A 17,187-nucleotide genomic window follows, 5' to 3' on the forward strand; every position below is an offset into this window, starting at 1 on the left:
CGGGTGCCCACGCACGAGGTGCTCCGGCAGCCCAGGTTCGCCCTCTTCTGGGGAGCCCACACGCTTCGGCTGGCGGGTGCCTCCGTGTCCGGGGTGGCCCTCAACGTCGTGGTGGTCACCCGGCTGGGGGCGACCCCACTGCAGATCAGCGTGCTCAGCGCACTGGGCGTCCTTCCCTACCTGTTCCTGGGACTGGTCGTGGGGGCGTTGATGGACCGCTGGCCCCGGCAGCGAACACTGGTCCTCACGAGCCTGGGGCGGGCCTGCCTGCTGGCCCTGGTCCCGCTGCTGATGGTGACGGGACACCTGTCCTTCCCGGCACTGGCCCTGGTGGCCCTGTGGCTGGGAGTGTTGGTGCTCTTCGGCGATTCAGCAGCCCAGCCGCTGCTGCCGCGACTGGTTCCACGCCGCTCCCTGGTGATGGCCCACGCCAGACTCGGTCAGAGCGAGACCGTCGCGGGAACCGCGGGTCCGGCCCTGGGAGGGGTGTTGCTGACCCTGATCGGGGCCCCGCTGCTCTTCGTGGCCGACTCCGCACTCACGGGGTTGGCGGCCCTGCTGCAGGCACGGATCAGCGTCCGCGAGCCACGCGCCCAGGCTCGCCCAGCCGGAACGCACCTGGGCCACGACATCGCCGAGGGAATGAGGTTCACCTACCGCCATCGCACCCTGCGGCCACTGGCCCTGTCGGTGCACCTGTGGTTCCTGGGCAACTCGCTGGTGATGACCGTGTTCGCGGTCTTCGTGCTTCGCGAACTGCGGGTACCGGCCTGGGGCTATGGACTGGCGCTGGCCTGCGCGGGGGTGGGCGGGCTGGCGGGAACCCTGGTTTCGCCCGGGCTCGGTGACCGACTCGGCGCTGGCCGCGCCATCCTGCTGGGACGAACGCTGGTGTTCCTGCCTTGGGCGGCACTGGCACTGTGGCCACCGGAGCTGGGGGCTGAAACGCGGACCATCGTGGCGGTGGCGGCGGTCCAGGTCGTGCACGGGCTGGCGATGGGCATCGAGGACGCCAACGACACGGGCTATCGCCAGTCGGTCACCCCCGACCGCCTGCAAGGGCGCATGAACGCCACCATTCGCACCACGAACCGGGTGGTCTTCTTCTTCGGGGCGCTCGTCTCGGGCTTGCTCGCGACCCGATTCGGCTACAGGGCGACCATGGGCGTCGGGGCGACGGCGTTCGTCCTCGCTGCCCTCGTCGTGGCCCTGTCGCCCCTGCGGTCTGCGCGGCACGCGGTGGACGGGAGCGGGGTCTCAGAACAGGGCTGTTGAGAGTTCCCGCCGGGCCTTCAGCACCCGCGGGTCACCGTTGCCGAGCAGACTGAACAACTCCACCAAACGCAGGCGCACCTGTTCGCGCTCGTCCCCCGACGTGTTCCGCACGAGGACGAGCAACCTGTCGAATCCCTCCTGGGCGCGGTTGTTCATCAACTCGACGTCGGCGGCTCGAAACTGGGCCTCCAAGTCGTCGGGGTTGGCCTGGGCTGCCGCGAGCACCCCGGCCGGGTCATGGGCCCCGGCGCGGACCAGCAGGGCCGCCTGGGCTCGCCCGGCGAGCACCTCAGCGTCCCGTGGCGTCTCGGCAACCAACTTGTCGAACTCGGCGAGGGCGGCGGCGAAGTCTCCCCGTTCGAGGGCGGCATCGGCGGCAGCGAACCGGGGATTGGCGGGTGACTCGTCCGGGCTGCCCGCCGAAGCGGCGGCAGAGCGTCCCAGCGGCTGGGCCTTGCCCACCATGCCCCCGGCAGCCGCCGCCTGACCGATCTGGTCGAGCGCCGCCTTCACCTCGTCCCGTGAGCGGGTGCCCTGGAACAGCGGGGCCACCTGCCCACCCAGCAACACGACGACGTAGGGCACGGCCTGGGCCTGGAGTGCCTGGGCGATGCGCGGTTCGGTGTCGACGTTCACCCGGCCCAGCAGCCAGGACCCCCGGGCGGCGTCGGTGAGTTCGGCCAGGTCTCGGGCCAACTGCTCGCCACCCTGGGCACGGGGGGACCACAGTTCGAGCACCACGGGGTACTGCATCGACAACTGGACGAAGTCGTTGAAGCTGGCCTCGGTGAGGTCGGTCACCCACGTGTCGCCGCCGGGGGCTGCCGCGGGCGACGTCTGGGCGGCCTGCGTGAGGGAGGAGAGGTCAACGGCACCGGGACGGGAGAACTGAGCGTCGGTCATGGCTCCCATTCAACCAAACCTTCGCCCTGCACCAACCCCGACTATCCGCAAGGATGGGGCCATGGCACATGTACGAGCGGGCCAACCCGCGACCGAGGCGGACCTGATCAACGTCGATGAGGTGCTGGCCGCCTACCACGAGCTGGTACCCGACCCGAGCAACCCCGACCAGCGGGTGGTCTTCGGCACCTCCGGGCACCGCGGTTCGAGCCCGGACACCAAGTTCAACGACGCCCACATCGCCGCCACAACGCAGGCGATCATCGAGTACCGCGCGGGTCAGGGCACCACCGGACCGCTGTTCATCGGCAAGGACACCCACGCCCTCTCCCTGCCCGCCTGGACGACCGCCATCGAGGTGCTGGTGGCCAACGGGGTCGCCGTCCTCGCCGAGCGGGAGGACGAGTACACCCCCACCCCGGCCGTCAGCCGCGCCATCATCCGGTACAACCGCGAACGCCCCGAGGCCCTGGCCGACGGCATCGTGGTCACCCCCAGCCACAACCCTCCGCGTGACGGGGGCTTCAAGTACAACCCGCCCAACGGTGGACCGGCCGACTCCGACGCCACGGGCTGGATCGCCGACCGGGCGAACCAGTTGCTGGCCGAGCTGAAGGAGGACGCGGGGGCGATCGCGCGCACCCCCTACCCCTTGGCCTCGTCCTCGGTGACACGCTACGACTACCGCACGGCCTACGTCGCCGACCTCGCCCAGGCCATCGACTTCGAGGCCATCCAGAGGTCGGGTCTGCGGATCGGGGCCGACCCGATGGGTGGCGCCTCGGTGCAGTACTGGGGTGCGATCGCCCACACGCACGGGATCAACCTGACGGTGATCAACCCCGAGGTCGACCCGACGTGGCGCTTCATGACCCTCGACACCGACGGCAAGATCCGCATGGACTGCTCCTCCCCCAACGCCATGGCCTCGCTGATCCGCAACCGCACCGCGTTCGACCTGTCGACCGGCAACGACGCGGACGCCGACCGTCACGGCATCGTCACCCCTGACGCCGGACTGATGAATCCCAACCACTTCCTCGCCGTGGCGATCTGGTACCTGTTCACCCATCGCCCCGGGTGGTCGGCCGACGCCAAAGTGGGCAAGACCTTGGTCAGTTCCTCGATGATCGACAAGGTGGCCGCCGAGATCGGACGAGAACTGGTCGAGGTGCCCGTCGGTTTCAAGTGGTTCGTGCCCGGACTGATCTCGGGAGAGATGGGGTTCGGCGGCGAGGAGTCGGCGGGGGCCTCCTTCCTCGCCATGGACGGCTCCACGTGGACAACCGACAAGGACGGGTTGGTGCTCGACCTGCTGGCCTCCGAGATCACTGCGGTCACCGGCCGCACCCCGAGCCAGCACTACGCCGACCTCGAGGCCCGCTACGGTGCCTCGTCCTACGCCCGGGTCGACGCCGACGCCACCCGGGAGCAGAAGGCGCGCCTGTCGAAGCTCTCCGCCGACGACGTCACCGCCACGGACCTCGCAGGTGAGCCCATCACCGCCGTGCTCACCCACGCACCGGGCAACGGGGCGGCCATCGGCGGGATCAAGGTGACCACCGAGCACGCCTGGTTCGCGGCCCGACCCTCCGGCACCGAGGACAAGTACAAGATCTACGCCGAGTCGCTCAAGAGCCCAGAACACCTCCAGCAGGTGCTGGCCGAGGCCAAGCAGGTGGTCGACGCCGCACTGGCGTGACCGCCCCTCGGCTCAGTTGCCGTTCGATCAGTTGCCGTCTTGGGCGTCGTCGTCGGTCTGTCGGCTGAATGAGGCCCGCAGACCGGCCCGCTGGATCGTCCGCTGGATGGTCAGGTCGCGGCCCTCGGGATCGGGGACGAAGCGGATGTCGCGCAGTCCCTGGTCCTGGGCGGCCGACTCGAAGGTGAAGTGCCCGTAGCCGACCAGCCGGCCCAGGAAGGGCTGGAAGACCGAGATGTCGAGGATGCGGGTCATCGGCATGGTCGCCAAGTGCTGGCTCAGCACCCCGTGCACCCTGAAGACACGCATGTTGGTCACCACGAACCGGTCCATGTACTCCACGTGGATCCGGACCAGACAGAACACCAGAAGGGGCACACCGACGACGAACGACAACCAGAACCACGGGCCCAACCAGATCATGGCCAGGAAGATCGGGATGCAGGCGACCACACCCAGGGTGGGCCCCAGAATGGTCACCCAGTGCTTGGTCACCTCGTCGATCACGTACTCCCCCTCCTGGGTGAGCAGGTGGCGGTCGATGTCCGGTTCGACGAAACGGGTCAGCAGGCCCATCGCTGCGGCACCGCTGTGATCAGGAGGCCAGGGCGCGGAACAACGTGAAGATGCCCCCGAAGAAGTTGCGGACGACGGTGGCGGTCTGCTCCGGCTGCGTGAAGATGTAGTACAGCGCGAAGGCAGCAAGCAGCGCCCACAGGATCTTCTTGAGCCAGCCTGGCATGGTCATCTCCTAGTGGCGGGGAAGGTCACGGGATCATGGCACACCGAGCGATCGGTCTCCACTCCAGCTCACATGATGCCCGCCGCGGCTGCCTCCTCGCGGGCGGCGCGCCGGGGGCCAGGCGCAGCAACCGCAATCGGAATGGGCGCCCCGCCCCGACGAGTGGCCATCCGGTTTGGGACGATGGGCCCATGGAAAACGGCGCACACACCCCAGTCACCCTCCCCCAGGACCTGTTCATCTGCATCGACCACGTCGGTCTGGCCGTGCCCGACCTCGACGAGGCGATCCGCTTCCACACCGAGGTCTTCGGGTGGCGTCTGCTGCACCGCGAGACCAACGAGGAACAGGGTGTCGAGGAGGCCATGATCGGTACCGGATCGCAGCTTCCCGAGAGCGCGCAGATCCAGTTGCTGGCTCCTCTGCGCGAGGACTCGGCGATCGGCAAGTTCCTCACCAAGAACGGTCCGGGCATGCAGCAGCTCTGCTACCGCGTCGCAGATCTCGAGCATGTCTCGGCGGTGCTCCGTGAGCGTGGTGTGCGACTGCTCTACCCCGAGTCGAAGACCGGCACCGGTGGCGCGCGCATCAACTTCGTGCACCCCAAGGATGCCGGCGGCGTGCTGCTCGAGCTGACCGAACCCCCGGCCGCAGCCGCTCACTGAGCGCCACCCACAATCCGCCAGAAACCCGCCGAGTCGTCCCCGAGCACCCCGCCACTGGCAGGGTAGCCTCGGGGACGAACGTGTTCTGGAGGGCTCATGAGCGACAACGACCAACTGCAGGTGCGTGACCTCGGCGAAGAGACCGGGCTCAACCTGTTCGACGACCAGGCCAGTGCCGCTGGCACCTTCCCGAGCGCCATGATGGGCTACGAACGCCGGGAGGTCGACCGCTACGTGCGCGAGATCGAGACACAACTGTCGACCCTCAAGCAGCTGGCCCGACAGTTGCGCCGCGAGGTGGCTCTCGCCCACGAGGCCCACGGCACCACCGACCTGACGCGGCTCGGGGCACATGCCCAGGGGCTGCTCAAGGCCGCCGAGGCCCAGGCTGCCGACCTGGTCAGCCGGGCGGGACTCGAAGCCGAACGGATCAAGGAGGAGGGCCGGAGGGTGGCGGCCGACCTGCGCGCCAATGCCCAGGCGGAGGCCGACGACATCCGCGTGGCCGGGCTGGCCAACCTGCGCAAGCTCCGGTCCGAGCACGAGGCCGTGCACGAGCAGACCCTGCGGCAGGCGAAGTCACAGGCCGCCTCCCTGGTGGCGGCAGCTCGGCGTGAGGCCGACGGCAAGGTGCACGCCGCCGAGCGCACCGCCGCCTCGCTGATCGAGGCTGCCAAGGCCGAGGGCAGCACGCTTCGTGCCCAGGGTGAGAGGGACGCCGCTGCGGCGATGCTGCAGGCCCGCAACGACTCAGAACAGCTGATCTCGAAGGCCCAGTCCGACCATCTGGAGGCCAAGGACCGCTCGCAACAGATGTTGGCCGACGCCACCCGTCACCTGGAGGCGGCCGCGGCGCACCTGACCACCGAGACCGACAACGCGCAGAAACTGCGCAGCGACGCCCTGACCGAGGCCGAGACCATCAAGGTCGAGGCGGCTCGCGAGTCGGAGCAGCAGATCGCTGCCGCCCATCGCCAGGCGGCCATGATGAAGGACCGGCTCGAGGAGCAGTTCGCCTGGCGCAAGGAGCAGTTGGAGCGAGAGGTCGCCACCCTGCTGCAGCGTAAGCAGTCCGTGCTGGCCCAGTTGTCGAACCTTCGCCAGCTGGCAGGTCAGTCGGTCGGCGACTTCCCCGACGCCGACCCCTTCGAGACTCCCGAGTCCGAACCCACGATGGTCCTCGACCCGAACAATCCCCCCTCCGAACCGGCAGCCTCCTCGTCCGCGGACCGCAGGGCCTGATCGGGCGAATCGGCTCAGAACAGTCGGTCCTCGGCGTGGTCGAGTCCACGCAGGGCGTCGTAGTCGACGGTGACGCAGGCGATGCCACGGTCGGTGGCCAGGGTCTTCGCCTGTGGTTTGATCTGCTGGGCGCAGAAGACGCCGCTGACCTGCCCCAGCAGGGGGTCGCGGTTCATCAGTTCGAGATAGCGGGTCAACTGCTCGACGCCGTCGATCTCGCCCCGGCGCTTCACCTCGACGGCCACATAGGCACCCCGGTCGTCGCGCAGCAGCAGGTCGACGGGGCCGATGGGCGTCATGTACTCCCGCTGCACGAGGGTGTACCCCCTCCCGAAGGTCGCCGGGTTCTCGGCCAGCAACGCCTGCAGGTGCGCCTCGACCCCGTCCTTCTGCAGCCCGGGGTCGACGCCCAACTCGTGACTCGAGTCGTGGAAGACCTCGCCCAGAGAGATCTGCAGGGTGTCACCGTTCTTGCCCTCGACCACCCAGACCCGGGTGATCCTCGGATCGACGTCGACGGTGGCTGCAGCCTCGTCGGGCTCCGGCTCGCGTTCGACCAAGGTGCACGGAGGGCTCATCCAGTTGAGCGGTTTGTAGGCCCGGTCGTCGGCGTGGATCGAGACCGAGTTGTCGGCCTTCACCAGGATCAACCGCTTGGCCATCGGCAGATGGGCGGTCAGCCGGCCCGCGTAATCGACCTGACACTCCGCTATCACCATTCGCACGCCGACACCTTAGCGAACCGACGCTAGGCTGGTCGGGTGGCACGACGAGTCAGCAAACATCAGCGGGCGCATCGTCCCTTGTCAACCGGGAGTCTGGCGAGCGTGGTCGAGAAATCTGACGGCCGCTGGATCGTCCGCACCGTGACCGGCACCGCCGCACAGAAGACCTACACCTGCCCCGGCTGCCACCGCACCATCCCGGCTGGCACCGCCCACGTCGTGGCCTGGCCCGCCGAACCGGACTGGGGTGTCGAGCGCGCCTCCGACGTCCGGCGCCACTGGCACGGGCACTGCTGGACCACCAGGCACTGAGTCGCCGTGAGCCAACCGATCCACGCCCTGCACCACGGCTCCGGCCCCCGACAGGTGGTTTTCCTGCATGGCCTCTTCGGGCAGGGGAAGAACTTCTCGACCGTCGCCAAGGCCCTGGCCGACGAGCTGGGTGACGTCACGGTCCACCTGCTCGACCTGCCCAACCACGGCCATTCAGCGTGGACCGTCGATCTCTCCTACCCCCAGCTGGCCGACCAGATCGCCACGTGGATGCACACGCACACCGGCTCGGTCGCCCGTGGACGAGGAGCGACCCTGCTGGGCCATTCCATGGGTGGCAAGGTGGCGATGCTGGTGGCCCTGCGGCACCCGGAACTCGTCCAGCGGCTCGTCGTCGCCGACATCTCACCGGGCCAGTCGACGGGGGTCAGCGCGTTCGCCCCCTACATCGAGGCGATGCGGGCCATCGACCTCGAACGGCTCACCGCCCGCAGTCAGGCCGACGAGGCCCTGCGCTCGGCCGTGCCGTCGGCGACGGTGCGGGGGTTCCTGCTGCAGAACCTGCGCCGCATCCCCGGCGACCACGGTCCCGCCCAGTGGCGGTGGCAGATGAACCTCGACCTGCTGGCGGAACAGTTGCCCGCGATCGGGGGCTGGCCCGACGAAGAGTTCACACCGTGGCCGGGCCCTGTTCTCTGGTTGGCCGGGCAGGACTCCGACTACATCACCGATGCCGACCGGCCGCTGATGCGCAGTCTCTTCCCGCAGGTGCGGTTGGTCACCATCAAGAACGCGGGCCACTGGGTGCACGCCGAGCAGCCAGCCGCCTTCGTGGCGGTGGTGAAGGCCTTCCTCAGCCCAGCGTGACCGACGTGATCGAGGCGTCGGCGATCGGCGAGACCCCATCGGTGCCGTCGACACCTTGGGAGGCGATCGAGGCCACCACGTTCAGCGACGCATCGTCCAGATGCCCGAAGACGGTGTAGTTCGGGTCGAGCGGGCTGTCCTGCCAGACCAGGAAGAACTGGGAGCCGTTGGTGTCGGGTCCGGCGTTGGCCATCGCCACCGTGCCCCGCGGGTAGGTCTCCTTGCCCGTCAGTTCGTCGGCGAAGGAGTACCCGGGGCCACCGGTGCCGGTGGCGCTGGGGTCACCGCACTGCAGGATGAAGATGCCGGTGTCGACCAGTCGGTGGCACGTGGTGTGGTCGAAGAACTGCTGGGCGGCCAAAGACTCGAAGTTGTGGACGGTACAAGGCGTCTTGGCTCGATCCATCGTGATGGTCACCGTGCCGGCGGCCATCTTCAGGGTCGCCGTGACGGTGCCCGTGGTGGGCACCCGATCGGTGCTGGGCGGGTCGACCGGACGAGCCGGTTCGCGTCCACCCACCGGGTAGGCGCACCGGGGCTGCTTCCCCGAGGCGACGGTCGCGGGATCGTCGGCTGCGGAGGGTGAACCGCTGCAGCCTGCGGCGACCAGTGCCAGCGCAGCCATCAGCAGGGTCAAGGAGCGGGGGGAGGAAGCCACTGCTCCACTGTTCACTAGGGTGGGTACATGGTCAATCTGACACGCATCTACACCCGCACCGGCGACGCCGGTCAGACTCGGTTGAGTGACAACTCGGTCGCGTCCAAGACCGATCTGCGGGTTGCCGCCTACGGTCACGTCGACGAGGCCAACTCGCTGCTGGGGGTGGTGCTGGCCGCCGCCGACCTCCCCGAGGCCGTGGCGGGCGTGCTGACGCTCATCCAGAACGAACTCTTCGACGTCGGCGCCGACCTGTCCACGCCCATCCAGCAGTCACCGCCGTGGCCGCCGCTGCGCATCGAGCAGGAGTCGATCGACCGACTCGAGGCGTGGTGCGACGAGTTCTCCGAACCGCTGCCGAACCTTCGCTCGTTCATCCTGCCCAGCGGGTCGCCTGCGGGCGCGCAGTTGCACGTGGCCCGCACGGTCGTGCGTCGGGCCGAGCGCGCCGGATGGCAGGCAGCCGAGGCCCACGGCCTCGAGACAGATGGTGGGCTGCACGTGCTGGCGTTGACCTACCTCAACCGGCTCTCCGACCTGCTGTTCATCCTGAGTCGGTCGGTCACCACCGAGTCCGGAGCGCACCCCGAGCGCGAGGTCTTGTGGGTGCCCGGAGGCGACCGTCCGCGTCCCGAACGCTGAGCCCTACTCCAGTCCGGGGTAGCGCAGACCCCCCGGGGGGGCGGCCTCGAGCCAGCTGAGCAGGCCCATCAGCGAGGCGGGGGTCATCGCCAACTGGTGGGACTGGTCGGGGCGAGTGCTGCGCAGGGTGACCACCACGTCATGGCTGAACAACTGGATCGCCTCCGAGACGTCTGGCTCCCGCTGTGACTCGAATGTCGTCTCGGTCCGGTCCAGGGTCAGCGCCGGACGAAGGCTGACACCCAGCGCCGGGTACCACTGGAGCGTGTTTCCCTCGTAGCGGGCCAGACCCAGGGCCCACCGATGACTCTGGCCCCTGGCCAGGGAACAGTCGAACAGACCGCCTCGACCGGTCAGCCAGCGGCGCCGGACGAACAGCCAGACCAGCGGGAGCACCACGATCACGAAGACCGCGAGAGCGATCTCGACCGGAAGCTCCCACTCGTTCATGTTCAGAAGATAGCCAACGGCGAAGGCCCCGTCACATCGCGCTCGGATGTGGACGGGGCCTCCGTGTCAGCGGGGGTCATACGTGGCCTCAGTGAGGCTCGTTCCCCTGTCGCCTGAGCACCGCCAGTTGGGCGACGGCGAGGTGGTAGCGGTGCTGCTCCTCGTCGGTGGCGTCACCCGAATCCATCAGGACCTGCAACTTGTCGAGCTCACGCTGGGCCTGGTCGGGCTTCACCTCGGTCGCCAACGAGGCGTACTGGGCCAGCAGGGAGACGCGTTCGGGGGTCACCGAGACGAAGCCGCCGTCGAGGGCGATCACCTCACGGCCGCCCTCGGCGGTGACGATCTCGGCAGCGCACGGCACCAGGGCGGCCAGCAGCGGTTCGTGGCCGGGCAGGATGCCGATGTCGCCCTCGGTGGTGCGGACGATCACATTGACCGCGCGCCCCTCCCAGACCCGACGATCCGCCGCGACCACCTCAACCTGGTATGGCTCGGCCACGATCAGGCGTCCTTCTGCATCTTCGACCAGTTCTCCATCACCATGTCCATGCCACCCACGTTGAAGAAGGCCTGCTCGGCGATGTGGTCGACCTCACCGTCGCAGATCATCTTGAACGACTCGATGGTGTCCTTCAGCGGAACCGTCGAACCTTCGATCTGGGTGAACTTCTCGGCCATGTAGGTGTTCTGGCTCAGGAACTGCTGAATGCGACGAGCCCGGTTGACGATGATCTTGTCCTCCTCGGACAACTCGTCGACGCCCAGGATCGCGATGATGTCCTGCAGTTCCTTGTTGCGCTGGAGGATCTGCTTGACCCGGACCGCGGTGTCGTAGTGCTCCTGGCCCACGTAGCGGGGGTCGAGGATGCGCGAGGTCGAGGTCAGCGGGTCGACGGCCGGGTAGAGACCGCGGGAGGCGATCTCGCGGCTCAGCTCGGTGGTCGCATCGAGGTGGGCGAAGGTGGTCGCCGGTGCCGGGTCGGTGTAGTCGTCCGCGGGAACGTAGATCGCCTGCATCGAGGTGATCGAGTGTCCACGGGTCGAGGTGATCCGCTCCTGCAGCTGACCCATCTCGTCGGCCAGGTTGGGCTGGTAGCCCACCGCGGAGGGCATGCGGCCCAGCAGGGTCGACACCTCCGAGCCGGCCTGGGTGAACCGGAAGATGTTGTCGATGAACAACAGCACGTCCTGGTTCTGCACATCGCGGAAGTACTCCGCCATGGTGAGCGCCGACAGGGCGACACGCAGACGGGTGCCCGGGGGCTCGTCCATCTGGCCGAACACGAGCGCAGTGTCCTTGAGGACGCCGGCCTCGTCCATCTCGTGGATGAGGTCGTTGCCCTCACGGGTGCGCTCCCCCACGCCGGCGAACACCGAGGTGCCACCGAAGTTGTGGGCGATGCGGTAGATCATCTCCTGGATCAGCACGGTCTTGCCCACGCCGGCACCACCGAACAGACCGATCTTGCCGCCCTGAACGTAGGGGGTCAGCAGGTCGAGCACCTTGATACCGGTCTCGAGCATCTCTGTCTTGGACTCGAGGGCATCGAACTTGGGCGCATCGCGGTGGATGGGCCAGCGCTCGGTGATCTCGACAGTGGAGGGATCGGCGTTGAGCACGTCACCGGTCACGTTCCAGACGTGTCCCTTGGTGATGTCACCCACGGGCACCGAGATCGGTGCACCCGTGTCACGCACCTCGGCCCCGCGCTGCATGCCGTCGGTGGGCTTCAGCGCGATCGCACGCACGGTGTTGTCACCGATGTGCAGGGCGACCTCCATGGTCATGGTGCGCTTGTCGCCCATCACCTCGGTCTCGACCAGCAGCGCGTTCATGATGTCGGGCATCTGGTCGGCGGGGAACTCCACGTCGACCACGGGGCCGATGACGCGGCTGACCCGGCCGACTCCGCCGGTCGCACCGGCAGGGCGCGAGGCCTGGGGATCAACTTCAGTGGCAGTCATTGTGTCTCCAAATTTCCGTGGTCGTCACGCTTGCGGTGCGGAATCGGCCAGCGCCGAGGCGCCGCCGACGATCTCGCTGATTTCCTGGGTGATCTCGGCCTGCCGCGCCTGGTTCTCCTGGCGGGTCAGGGTCTCGATCAGTGTCTGTGCATTGTCGGTGGCCGACTTCATGGCCCGTTGACGGCTCGCCAGTTCCGAGGCTGCCGACTGCAGCAGGGCGAAGTGCACGCGGTTGGCGACGTACAACGGCAACAACCGGTCGAGCACCGTCTCGGGGTCGGGCTCGAACTCGTACTCGGGCAACAGTTCACCCGGGGCCGGGGGTTCAGTGCCCTCGACGACCTCGAGCGGGAGCAGGCGCACCACCGTCGGGGTCTGGGTCATCATCGAGACGAAACGGGTGAAGACGATGTGGATCTCGTCGACACCGCCCTCCTCGGTCGGGGTGAGGAAGGCCTCGATCAGCGCGTCAGCGATCTCGCGAGCCTGGGTGTAGGTGGGTGAGTCCGAGAACCCGTCCCACTGCTGGGCCACCTGGCGCTTGCGGAACCCGTAGTAGCCGATCGCCTTGCGACCCGCCAGATAGGGCAGCACTTCCTGGCCCTGCTCATGGTGCAGGCGAGCGGTCAACTGCTCCCCCGCCTTGATGACGGACGAGGAGTACGCCCCCGCGAGCCCCCTGTCGGAGGTGATCAGCAGCACGGCGGATCGCTGCGGCGACTCCACGTCATTGGTCAGCGGGTGGTCGACGTCCGAGAAGGTCGCGACTGCCGAGACCGCCCGGAACAGTTCACGGCTGTACGGGGCGGCGGCTGCGGCAGCCTGCTGGGCCTTGACGATCCGCGAGGCGGCGATCAGTTCCATGGCCCGGGTGATCTTCTTCGTGGTCTGGACAGACTTCCGCCGCTGCCTGAGTTCACGCAGACTGGCTGGCACGTCGATCAGCCCCGCTTCTGCTTGACGATGGTCTCCTGGCCGATCTCTTCCTCGGCCAGTGGCTCCGCCTCCTCATGACCGAGCAGGAGCTTGCCCGCTGAGGTGCGGAAGCCCTGCTTGAACGAGGCGATGGCCTCCTTGGCAGCCTGCTTCTGGTCGTCGTCGAAGACCTGCGTCTCGGCGATCGTCTTCAGGATGGGAGTGTTGTGGCGCATGTGCTCGAGCAGTTCCTGCTCGAAGCGGAGCACGTCGTCGACGGGGACGTCGTCGAACTCACCGGTGGTGCCGGCCCAGACGCTGACCACCTGGTCCTCGACCGGGTAGGGCGCGTACTGCCCCTGACGGAGCAGTTCGGTGAGGCGGGCGCCCCGGTCCAGCTGCCGGCGCGTGGTCGCGTCGAGGTCGGAGGCGAACATGGCGAAGGCCTGCATGTCGCGGTACTGGGCCAGGTTCAGCTTCAGCGAGCCGGCGACACCCTTCATGGCCTTGATCTGTGCCGCGCCACCCACGCGCGAGACCGACACGCCGACGTCGATGGCCGGGCGCTGGTTGGCGTTGAACAGGTCGGACTGCAGGAAGATCTGGCCGTCGGTGATCGAGATCACGTTGGTGGGAATGTAGGCAGACACGTCGTTGGCCTTGGTCTCGATGATCGGCAGACCGGTCATCGAACCACCGCCCAGCTCGTCGGAGAGCTTGGCACAACGCTCCAGCAGACGGGAGTGGAGGTAGAACACGTCGCCGGGGTAGGCCTCACGGCCCGGGGGACGACGCAGCAGCAACGACATGGCGCGGTACGCCTCGGCCTGCTTGGTGAGGTCGTCGAAGATGATCAGCACGTGCTTGCCGGCGTACATCCAGTGCTGCCCGATGGCCGATCCGGCGTAGGGGGCGATGTACTTGTACCCGGCGGGGTCCGACGCAGGGGCGTGGACGATGGTGGTGTACTCCAGCGCCCCGGCCTCCTCGAGCGCACCGCGCACCTCGGCGACGGTGGAGCCCTTCTGCCCGACCGCGACGTAGATGCACCGCACCTGCTTCTTCGGGTCGCCGGAGGCCCAGTTCGACTTCTGGTTGATGATGGTGTCGATCGCCAGCGCGGTCTTGCCGGTCTTGCGGTCGCCGATGATCAACTGACGCTGTCCCCGGCCGATCGGCACCATGGCGTCGATGGCCTTGAGACCGGTCTGCAGCGGCTCACGCACCTCCTGGCGATCCATCACACCCGCAGCCTGGAGCTCGAGGGCACGACGGCCGTCGACATCGGTGATCTCACCGAGACCGTCGATCGGGTTGCCCATGGCGTCGACGACGCGACCCAGGAAGCCGTCGCCCACCGGGACCGAGAGCACCTCACCGGTGCCGGTGACGCTCGAACCCTCCTCGATGCCCTCGGAGTTGCCCAGCACCACGACACCGATCTCACGCACGTCCAGGTTCAGGGCGATGCCGAGGGTGCCGTTCTCGAACTTCAGCAGCTCGTTGGCCATGGCCGAGGGCAGTCCCTCGACACGGGCGATGCCGTCGCCGGAGGTCACGACGGTGCCGACCTCTTCGCGGCTGGCCGCCTCAGGGGTGTAGTTCTGGACGAAGGTGTCCAGAGCGTCGCGGATCTCGTCCGGACGAATCGTCAGTTCCGCCATAGCGTCCTCATCTCAAGAAGTACTGGGTGGCGACGGCAGCCGCCGGTTGAAGTTGTCGCTGGTCAGGCCAGCTGGCGTCGGGCGTCTTCGAGGCGATGTGCGACGGTGCCCTCGATGACCTCGTCGCCGATGCGCACCGTGAGCCCACCCAGCACGCTGGGGTCGATGCTCACCTGCAGATCGACCTCGCGTCCCACCTGCTTGACCAGGGCTGCACGAAGACGCGCCTCCTGCTCAGGGGTGAGGGGTACCGCCGCGACCACCCTGGCGACGCTGCGGTCGCGCAACTGGGCCGCCAGGCCGCCGTACTCGGCCAGCGCGTCGGCCAGGTGGCGTGCGCGCAGTGCTCGTTTGGCCAACACCACGACCACCGGGCTCGTCCGGTGCTGCAGCAACTGGTCGACCAACTGCTCGCGAGCGGTGCGGTCGATCCGGGCGTCGGTCAGGGTTTCGCGCAGCCCGTCGTCGTCAGCCACGATCCGGTTGAAGTGGAACAGGTCGTCGGCCACCTGGTCGAGTTGACCAGCCGCCTCCGCCTGCTTCAGGGCCGCTCGGGCCGCCTGCCGCTCGATGCCGGCCACCAGGGCCCCCATCGACGACCAGCGCAACGATGCCGCCTCCTTCACGACGGCCACCGCAGGGGCCGAGAGTCGCGCCCCGAACAGCCGTTCGACCAGATCGGTCTTGGCACCGGCCGTGGCATCGGGATCGCTGAGGGCGCGGCGCAGGGCCGTGGCCTCACCGAGCACGTCCACGACCGCGAACAGGTCGTCGGCGACCGCCTCGGTGACCTGGCTCTGGTCGAGGACGGAGTCGAGTTGGCGTGCGCGGCCTTCGGTCACTGCACTCACGACAGCTGCCCCGCCTCGGCGTCAGCGGCCTCGAGTTCGGCGATGAAGCGGTCGACCGTCTGGCGGGCACGGGCGTCGTCCGAGAGCGATTCGCCCACGATCTTGCCTGCCAGTGTGGTGGCCAAGCCGCCCACCTCGACCTTCAGCTGCTGCATGGCCTGAGCCCGCTCGGCCTCGAGTTGAGCGCGGGTGTGCTCGACGATACGAGCCGACTCGGCGGTCGCCTGATCACGCATCTCTGCGATGATCTGGGCGCCTTGGTTCTTGGCGTCCTCACGAATCCTGGCTGCCTCCTCGCGGGCCTCGGCCAGCTGGGTGCGGTACTCAGCGAGTGCCGCCTCAGCTTCGGCCTGGGCCTTCTCGGCCCGCTCCATGCCGCCCTGGATCGAGTCCGTACGCTCCGCGTACATCTTCTCGAACGCAGGAACGACCTTCGAGCGCATGACGAGCCAGATCAACACCATCAGCACGATGCCGACGATGATCTCCGAGACGTAGTGCGGAAGGAGCGGCCCAAGGTCGATTTCGAGGGGCGCCCACACGTTGGGGCCCATCAAGGTCACGCCAGGACGAAGGCGAGGGCGATGCCGATGATGGCGAGGGCCTCAACCACGGCGAAGCCGATGAAGGCGGTGCTCATCATCGCGCCACGAGCCTCGGGCTGACGAGCGGTGCCGTTGATGACGGCCGCGAAGATCAGGGCCACACCGATGGCCGGTCCAAGTGTCGCCAGACCGTAGCCGATCATGTTGATCGAGCCGCCGATTTCCATGGGGGTCATGTGGTTTCCTTTCGGATTGCTCTCCACTGGCGTGGAGAAGTTCTGGGGTGGGGTGGTCGGACCGGGTCAGTGGGACTCGGCCAGGGAACTGGAGATGTACTGCGCGGTCAACACCGTGAAGATGTAGGCCTGCAGCGACCCCACGAACAGCTCCAGGCACAGGATGGCGAAGCTGAACAGCAGCGAGACGCCGCCGGAGATGTTGTAGAAGAGGTTGTCCTGGTACTGCAGCAGGAAGGCGCCGCCGACCACGAACACCGAGACCACCAGGTGTCCGGCGAACAGGTTCGCGAACAGACGCAGGGCCAACGTGATCGGCCTGGTGATGAAGTTCGAGAGGAACTCCAGCGGGATGATCAGCACCCACAGGTACCACGGCACGCCCGAGGGCAGCAGGGAGTTCTTGATGTAGGTGAGCCCGTGCCGCTTGAGGCCCGCGCCGATGTAGATGAGCCACGTCAGCAGGGCCAGTCCGTACGCGAACCCGACTCGCGAGAAGGTCGGGAACATGAACAGGAAGAACTGCCCGAACAGGTTGTTCACCAAGATGAAGCTGAACAGCCCCAGCAGGTAGGGCAGGAACTTGCGGTAGTCGTGACCCAACAGGTCGCGTGCGATGCCGTTGCGCACGAAGTCGTAGAGGTACTCCGAGATGAACTGCGCCTTGGTGGGCACCGTCCTCAGTCGGCGTGCCGCCAACCACCACAACGCCACCACGATCACAGCACCCAGGACGGCTTGGAAGATCACCCGGTCGACCTGGGCCACCCCGAACAGGTTGTCGAAGTAGAAGTCCTCGACCGAGGGCGCGTGGTAACCACCACCGTGACCGGCGGTCTCGAGGGGCAGGAAGGGGATCAGCAT

21 protein-coding genes are annotated in these 17,187 nt (G+C 67.8%); 7 read left to right on the forward strand and 14 right to left on the reverse strand.

Features of this window, described 5'->3' with window-relative positions:
* Positions 1-3: 3 nt before the first annotated feature.
* Positions 4-1,275, forward strand: a complete 1,272-nt coding sequence (locus H507_RS15775; RefSeq protein WP_022910352.1) for an MFS transporter — start codon at positions 4-6, stop codon at positions 1,273-1,275.
* Here H507_RS15775 and H507_RS0108810 read toward each other — a convergent pair.
* Entirely contained in the window at positions 1,258-2,178 is a 921-nt protein-coding gene (locus tag H507_RS0108810; protein WP_022910353.1) for a tetratricopeptide repeat protein, read from the reverse strand. The two genes, H507_RS15775 and H507_RS0108810, sit on opposite strands and share 18 nt — an antisense overlap.
* A 61-nt stretch (positions 2,179-2,239) precedes the next feature.
* On the opposite strand from H507_RS0108810, the gene pgm reads away from it, so the two are divergent.
* Positions 2,240-3,880 carry a phosphoglucomutase (alpha-D-glucose-1,6-bisphosphate-dependent) gene (pgm, locus tag H507_RS0108815; RefSeq protein WP_022910354.1) on the forward strand — a complete coding sequence of 547 codons (1,641 nt, stop codon included), beginning with the start codon at positions 2,240-2,242 and terminating at the stop codon, positions 3,878-3,880.
* Between the two features lie 27 nt (positions 3,881-3,907).
* On the opposite strand, the gene H507_RS0108820 is transcribed toward pgm, so the two are convergent.
* Entirely contained in the window at positions 3,908-4,456 is a 549-nt protein-coding gene (locus H507_RS0108820) for a PH domain-containing protein (RefSeq protein WP_022910355.1), read from the reverse strand.
* 19 nt (positions 4,457-4,475) lie between these two features.
* The gene (locus H507_RS17965; RefSeq protein WP_169512691.1) at positions 4,476-4,622 is read right to left on the reverse strand and encodes a hypothetical protein; all 147 of its coding nucleotides are present in this window, start codon (positions 4,620-4,622) and stop codon (positions 4,476-4,478) included.
* A gap of 191 nt (positions 4,623-4,813) precedes the next feature.
* Between H507_RS17965 and mce the strand changes: the two genes are divergently transcribed.
* Entirely contained in the window at positions 4,814-5,287 is a 474-nt protein-coding gene (gene mce / locus H507_RS0108830; RefSeq protein ID WP_022910357.1) for a methylmalonyl-CoA epimerase, read from the forward strand.
* Positions 5,288-5,383: 96 nt separating this feature from the next.
* Positions 5,384-6,529, forward strand: coding sequence for a coiled-coil domain-containing protein (locus H507_RS15780; RefSeq protein WP_051139725.1), 1,146 nt, complete (start codon positions 5,384-5,386; stop codon positions 6,527-6,529).
* A 14-nt stretch (positions 6,530-6,543) separates the two neighbouring features.
* Here the strand turns inward: H507_RS15780 and nucS are convergent, their stop codons facing one another.
* On the reverse strand, positions 6,544-7,248 hold the full coding sequence (gene nucS / locus H507_RS0108840) for an endonuclease NucS (protein ID WP_051139726.1): 705 nt from the start codon (positions 7,246-7,248) through the stop codon (positions 6,544-6,546).
* A 108-nt stretch (positions 7,249-7,356) separates the two neighbouring features.
* Between nucS and H507_RS0108845 the strand changes: the two genes are divergently transcribed.
* Positions 7,357-7,566, forward strand: a complete 210-nt coding sequence (locus H507_RS0108845) for a hypothetical protein (RefSeq protein ID WP_245558881.1) — start codon at positions 7,357-7,359, stop codon at positions 7,564-7,566.
* 6 nt (positions 7,567-7,572) lie between these two features.
* Positions 7,573-8,394, forward strand: a complete 822-nt coding sequence (locus H507_RS0108850; RefSeq protein ID WP_022910360.1) for an alpha/beta fold hydrolase — start codon at positions 7,573-7,575, stop codon at positions 8,392-8,394.
* Here H507_RS0108850 and H507_RS18390 read toward each other — a convergent pair.
* Positions 8,381-9,052, reverse strand: a complete 672-nt coding sequence (locus H507_RS18390; RefSeq protein ID WP_022910361.1) for a peptidylprolyl isomerase — start codon at positions 9,050-9,052, stop codon at positions 8,381-8,383. The genes H507_RS0108850 and H507_RS18390 overlap by 14 nt on opposite strands.
* Positions 9,053-9,079: 27 nt before the next feature.
* Between H507_RS18390 and H507_RS0108860 the strand changes: the two genes are divergently transcribed.
* Entirely contained in the window at positions 9,080-9,694 is a 615-nt protein-coding gene (locus H507_RS0108860) for a cob(I)yrinic acid a,c-diamide adenosyltransferase (protein WP_022910362.1), read from the forward strand.
* A gap of 3 nt (positions 9,695-9,697) precedes the next feature.
* Here the strand turns inward: H507_RS0108860 and H507_RS0108865 are convergent, their stop codons facing one another.
* The 9 genes from H507_RS0108865 to atpB all read right to left on the reverse strand — a co-directional run bounded on the left by H507_RS0108865 (position 9,698) and on the right by atpB (position 17,187).
* Positions 9,698-10,144: a DUF2550 domain-containing protein gene (locus H507_RS0108865; protein WP_022910363.1), complete on the reverse strand. Its 447-nt coding sequence runs from the start codon at positions 10,142-10,144 to the stop codon at positions 9,698-9,700.
* A gap of 88 nt (positions 10,145-10,232) precedes the next feature.
* On the reverse strand, positions 10,233-10,646 hold the full coding sequence (locus tag H507_RS0108870) for a F0F1 ATP synthase subunit epsilon (protein WP_022910364.1): 414 nt from the start codon (positions 10,644-10,646) through the stop codon (positions 10,233-10,235).
* A gap of 2 nt (positions 10,647-10,648) precedes the next feature.
* Positions 10,649-12,112 carry a F0F1 ATP synthase subunit beta gene (gene atpD / locus H507_RS0108875; RefSeq protein WP_022910365.1) on the reverse strand — a complete coding sequence of 488 codons (1,464 nt, stop codon included), beginning with the start codon at positions 12,110-12,112 and terminating at the stop codon, positions 10,649-10,651.
* Positions 12,113-12,136: 24 nt separating this feature from the next.
* Positions 12,137-13,048, reverse strand: a complete 912-nt coding sequence (locus H507_RS0108880) for a F0F1 ATP synthase subunit gamma (RefSeq protein ID WP_022910366.1) — start codon at positions 13,046-13,048, stop codon at positions 12,137-12,139.
* A 5-nt stretch (positions 13,049-13,053) separates the two neighbouring features.
* Positions 13,054-14,691, reverse strand: coding sequence for a F0F1 ATP synthase subunit alpha (gene atpA / locus H507_RS0108885; protein ID WP_022910367.1), 1,638 nt, complete (start codon positions 14,689-14,691; stop codon positions 13,054-13,056).
* Between the two features lie 62 nt (positions 14,692-14,753).
* On the reverse strand, positions 14,754-15,542 hold the full coding sequence (locus H507_RS0108890; protein ID WP_022910368.1) for a F0F1 ATP synthase subunit delta: 789 nt from the start codon (positions 15,540-15,542) through the stop codon (positions 14,754-14,756).
* The gene (locus H507_RS0108895) at positions 15,539-16,096 is read right to left on the reverse strand and encodes a F0F1 ATP synthase subunit B (protein ID WP_040438050.1); all 558 of its coding nucleotides are present in this window, start codon (positions 16,094-16,096) and stop codon (positions 15,539-15,541) included. The genes H507_RS0108890 and H507_RS0108895 overlap by 4 nt, the downstream gene beginning before the upstream one ends.
* Before the next feature lie 5 nt (positions 16,097-16,101).
* Entirely contained in the window at positions 16,102-16,323 is a 222-nt protein-coding gene (gene atpE, locus H507_RS0108900) for an ATP synthase F0 subunit C (protein ID WP_022910370.1), read from the reverse strand.
* Between the two features lie 66 nt (positions 16,324-16,389).
* Positions 16,390-17,187: a F0F1 ATP synthase subunit A gene (gene atpB, locus H507_RS0108905; protein ID WP_022910371.1), complete on the reverse strand. Its 798-nt coding sequence runs from the start codon at positions 17,185-17,187 to the stop codon at positions 16,390-16,392.

The sequence above is a fragment of the Aestuariimicrobium kwangyangense DSM 21549 genome (assembly GCF_000421525.1).
GTDB classification, from domain to species: domain Bacteria; phylum Actinomycetota; class Actinomycetes; order Propionibacteriales; family Propionibacteriaceae; genus Aestuariimicrobium; species Aestuariimicrobium kwangyangense.